General features: G+C 68.1%; 2 protein-coding genes and 2 pseudogenes. All 4 read left to right on the top strand.

The genetic code is table 11. The features are described from left to right. Positions 1-804, top strand: a pseudogene (glnA, locus tag IM632_RS09875) (glutamine synthetase); the annotation flags it as partial. 101 nt (positions 805-905) lie between these two features. Next, complete coding sequence (gene parE, locus IM632_RS09870; protein WP_296519085.1) at positions 906-2966, top strand: DNA topoisomerase IV subunit B; 2061 nt, start codon at positions 906-908, stop codon at positions 2964-2966. Positions 2967-3112: 146 nt separating this feature from the next. After that, the gene (locus IM632_RS09865; protein WP_296519087.1) at positions 3113-4648 is read left to right on the top strand and encodes a DEAD/DEAH box helicase; all 1536 of its coding nucleotides are present in this window, start codon (positions 3113-3115) and stop codon (positions 4646-4648) included. Between the two features lie 111 nt (positions 4649-4759). Then, positions 4760-5137: pseudogene (locus IM632_RS09860) on the top strand (GGDEF domain-containing protein); the annotation flags it as partial.

Raw genomic sequence — 5137 nt, 5'->3', positions numbered from 1 at the left:
GAGCTGGGCATGAAGCCCGAGAAGCATCACCACGAGGTGGCCCCCGCCCAGCATGAGCTTGGCCTGAAGTTCGACACCCTCGTGGTGATGGCGGACCGGATGCAGCTCTACAAGTACGTCATCCACAACGTGGCCGCCGCCTACGGCAAGTCGGCGACCTTCATGGCCAAGCCGATGTTCGCCGACAACGGCTCTGGCATGCACGTGCACCAGTCGATCTGGGGCGCCGGCAAGCCGCTGTTCGCCGGCGACAAGTACGCAGGTCTGTCCCAGATGTGCCTCTGGTACATCGGCGGCATCATCAAGCACGCCAAGGCCATCAACGCCTTCTCGAACTCGACCACCAACTCGTACAAGCGCCTGGTGCCGGGCTACGAAGCCCCGGTGAAGCTGGCCTACTCGGCCCGCAACCGCTCGGCGTCGATCCGCATCCCGCACGTCGACAGCCCGAAGGGTAAGCGGATCGAGGCCCGCTTCCCCGACCCGATGGGCAACCCCTACCTGACCTTCACCGCCCTGCTGATGGCCGGCCTCGACGGCATCATCAATCAGATCGATCCGGGCGGCCCGCAGGACAAGAACCTCTACGACCTGCCCCCCCGCGAGCAGAAGAAGGTCCCCGAGGTCTGTGGTTCGCTGCGCGAGGCTCTCGAGAGCCTCGACAAGGACCGGGCCTTCCTGAAGGCCGGCGGCGTCATGGACGACGACTTCATCGACTCCTACATCGAGTTGAAGATGGAAGAGGTGATGCGGCTCCAGCTGCACCCGCACCCGGTCGAGTTCGACATGTACTACAAGTGCTGACGCCAGCGATCCGTCGCTGACGCACGAGGGGGCCGCCGGAAGGATCCGGCGGCCCTTTTCCTTGCACGGCGGGCGACGCCGAATCGCGGCAAACTTGGGACATGTCCGGGTCCCCTCCCCAAGCCTCGCTCTTCGACGATCCGCAGCCCGAGCCGAGGCCGGCCGGCCTCGCGGAGCCTGCGCCCGAGCCCATCCCGGTTCCGGCGCCTGCAACGCCCGCCGCAAAAGGCGGGGGATACTCCGCCAAGGATATCGAGGTCCTCGAGGGCCTGGAGCCTGTCCGGAAGCGGCCGGGCATGTACATCGGCGGCACGGACGAGCGCGCCCTGCACCATCTCTTCGCCGAGGTCCTGGACAACGCCATGGACGAGGCCGTCGCCGGTCACGCCAGGGTCATCGAGGTGCGTCTGGACGCCGACGGCGCTCTGACGGTCCGGGACGACGGCCGGGGCATCCCCGTCGATCCGCATCCCAAGCACCCGGGCAAGTCCGCCCTCGAGGTCATCATGACCGTCCTGCATTCGGGCGGGAAATTCTCGGGCAAGGCCTATGAGACCTCCGGCGGCCTGCACGGGGTCGGCGTCTCCGTGGTCAACGCCCTGTCCGAGCACCTGGAGGTGACCGCCTTCAAGGACGGTTTCGAGTGGCGCCAGACCTTCAGCCGTGGCAAGCCCGTCAGCGCGCTTGAGAAGCTGGGACCGACCCGCCGGCATGGCACGGTCATTACCTTCCGGCCCGATCCCGTGATCTTCGGCGACTCCGCCGTCTTCCGTCCGGCCCGCCTCTACCGGATGGCGCGCTCCAAGGCCTACCTGTTCGGAGGCGTCGAGATCCGCTGGACCTGCGATCCCTCCCGGATCCAGGACCAGACCCCCGCCGAGGCCGTCCTGCGGTTCCCCAACGGCCTCGCCGACTACCTCGCCGAGCGGGTGAACGGCGTTGAGACGATCACGCCGGAGCCCTTCACAGGCCGGTTCGAGCGCAAGGGCGATCCTGGCAAGGTCGAATGGGCTGTCGCCTGGACAGGCGCCGGCTTCGGTGAGGCGGACGGCTTTCTCCAATCCTACTGCAACACTGTGCCCACCCCCGAGGGCGGGACCCACGAGGCCGGCTTTCGGGCCGCCCTGACACGCGGGCTCAAGGCCTATGCCGAGCTGGTCGGCGAGAAGCGGGCGGGCCTGCTGACGGCTGAGGATGTGGTCGCCCAGGCCGGCGGTCTCGTCAGCGTCTTCATCGCCAACCCCGAGTTCCAGGGCCAGACCAAGGAACGCCTGTCCTCCGCCGAGGCCCAGAAGCTGGTCGAAACCGCCCTGCGCGATCCCTTCGATCACTGGTTGGCCGCCCAGCCGAAGTCGGCGAGGGCCCTCCTGGATTTCGTTCTCCTGCGCGCCGAGGAGCGTCTCAAACGGCGGCGCGACAAGGAGGTCGCCCGGGCCTCCGCCACCCGCAAGCTACGCCTCCCCGGCAAGCTCGCCGACTGCTCCGCCCAGGCCGCCGAGGGCTCCGAGATTTTCATTGTCGAGGGTGACAGCGCCGGCGGCTCGGCCAAGCAGGCCCGGGATCGCCGCACCCAGGCCATCCTGCCGCTCCGCGGGAAGATCCTGAACGTCGCCTCGGCGACACCGGACAAGCTGCTCCAGAACCGGGAGCTGTCGGACCTCATGCTGGCCCTCGGCGTCCAGGGCGGCGGACGCTTCCGCGAGGAGGACCTGCGCTACGACCGCGTGATCATCATGACCGACGCCGACGTCGACGGCGCCCACATCGCCAGTCTGCTGATCACCTTCTTCTACCGGACCATGCCCCAGCTGATCCGTGCGGGGCGTCTCTACCTGGCGCTCCCCCCGCTCTATCGCCTCAGCCATGGCGGCAAGGTGGTCTACGCCCGCGACGACGCCCACCGGGAGACCCTGCTGGCCACCGAGTTCAAGGGCAGGAAGCCCGAGATTGGCCGCTTCAAGGGCCTGGGCGAGATGATGCCGGCCCAGCTTCGCGAGACCACCATGGACCCGGCCCGGCGCATCCTGGCCCGGGTGACCCTCCCCCGCTCCGAGGAGTCCGTGGCCGACCTCGTGGAGGCCCTCATGGGCCGCAAGCCCGAGATGCGCTTCCGGTTCATCCAGGAGAACGCCGAGTTCGCGACCGCCGACCTCGACCTCTAGACCAAACGGGGCCTGCGCCTTCGCTTGCGCGTTGACTTGGCCCCCCCAGCCCGTATGTTCCGCGGCGCGCGACGACCGACGTCCGCGCCGCTGCGCCGTGCGCGCCCCCGCCCCGCGGGTCGGGCCCGTCGCCCTTTAGGCAAATAATGACCGAATTCTCTGAACTGGGCCTGTCCCCTGAAATCCTGCAGGCCATCTCCAACACCGGCTACACCACCGCAACCCCCATCCAGGCCGAGGCCATCCCCGTCGCCCTGACCGGGCGGGACGTCCTGGGCATCGCCCAGACCGGCACGGGCAAGACCGCGGCCTTCACCCTGCCGATGATCGAACGCCTGGCGTCCGGCCGCAGCCGGGCGCGGATGCCCCGAGCCCTTGTCATCGCCCCGACCCGGGAGCTGGCCGACCAGGTTTCCGCCGCCTTTGAACGCTATTCCGCAGGCCAGGTGCGCAAGCTCTCCTGGGCCCTCCTGATCGGCGGCGTCTCCTTCAGCGACCAGGAACTGAAGCTGGACCGCGGCGTCGATGTGCTGGTCGCCACCCCTGGCCGCCTCCTTGACCATTTTGAGCGCGGCAAGCTGCTGCTGACCGGCGTCCAGATCCTGGTCGTCGACGAGGCGGACCGCATGCTCGACATGGGTTTCATTCCCGACATCGAGCGGATTTTCCGTCTGACGCCGCCCAAGAAGCAGACCCTGTTCTTCTCGGCGACCATGCCGCCCGAGATCACCCGGCTGACCCAGCAGTTCCTCAATGATCCCGTGCGGATCGAGGTGGCAAGGCCGGCCACCACCGCCGAGACCATCGCCCAGCACATTGTCCGGCTGCCGACCTCCGACCCGAAGGCCAAGCGGACCGCCCTGCGGATGCTCATCGAAGCCGAGGGGATCAAGAACGGGATTGTCTTCTGCAACCGCAAGTCCGAGGTGGACATCGTCGCCAAGAGCCTGCGGACCCACGGTTTTGACGCCGCCGCCATTCACGGCGACCTCGACCAGCAGACCCGCATGCGCACTCTGGACGCCTTCCGGAACGGCGACCTGAAGCTGCTTTGCGCGTCCGACGTCGCGGCCCGAGGCCTCGACATCCCCGATGTGAGCCACGTCTTCAACTACGACGTGCCGCACCATGCCGACGACTATGTCCACCGGATCGGTCGGACGGGACGCGCCGGCAAATCGGGCCGCGCCTTCATGATCGTCACGCCTGCCGACGCCAAGAACATCGACAAGGTCCTGAAGCTGATCGGCAAGGACCCGCAGGAGGTCGTCCTCGAGGGCGTCGACTTCGCCGCGATCAAGGATGCGCCGCGGGAAGATCGAAAGTCTCCCCGCGGCCGGGCCGCCCCGAGGGGAAGGGCCCGTGACGACCAGGACCGACCCCCGCGGCCCCGTCGGGAAGCCCCGTCCGAGACCCGGATCAAGCCCGAGGCGACCGCTTCCGTCCAGGCGCCCGCTGCAGAACCCACCCCGGCCCCCAGGGACCGTTCAGAGCGCCGGTCAGCGGAGGCCGCGCCGGATCCGCGCCCCATTCGCGCAGATCGTCGGGAACGACCGGGCCCGACCAGGTCCAGGAGCCGTGAGGACTCCGATGAGGCTCGTCGGTCCGAAAAACCGGTCGTGGGGTTCGGGTCCGAGCTTCCGGCCTTCCTCACCCGCCCGGTCACCTCCGGGCGAAAGTGAACCCGGGAGGTCTCTGTGCTTGACTCGATGGCTCAGGGGCGGAACTGAGACAGAGAGAGGGCGTCGCTGACGCTTTGGTTGCACCGGGGCGGGAGCCAAGGGAAGGAGAACATGGCGGAGGACATAGAGGCCAGGTTCAGGTCACCTGAGGCCTACGAACTCGCCCGCCTTGCGCTGGAGCATCTGGAGTCCCAGCGCATCTGGCCCACCCCGGTGAACTATGAGCTCTGGTCCTACATCATCGCCGAACCCAATGGCGCGCTCGCGCGGGAACTGGAGCGGTTGCTCGTGGCCGGTGAGCCGATCACGGACGTCCTGACCGAGCGCCTCGCCTCGACCTACCTGCCGAAGGGCCGTCTGAGCGAGCAGATCCGCGACACCGGCAAGGCCCTGTCCCGCGAATTGGCCAGCGCCGAACAGGCCATCCGGACCGCACAGGAGAGCAGCGAGAACTTCTCCTCCCGGCTCGAAGAGACGACCCGGACTCTG

The sequence above is a fragment of the Phenylobacterium sp. genome (genome assembly GCF_020402505.1).
In the GTDB taxonomy this organism is placed as follows: domain Bacteria; phylum Pseudomonadota; class Alphaproteobacteria; order Caulobacterales; family Caulobacteraceae; genus Phenylobacterium.
The sequence above is the reverse complement of the archived record's forward strand: the minus strand, read 5'-3'. Positions and strand labels throughout refer to the sequence as shown.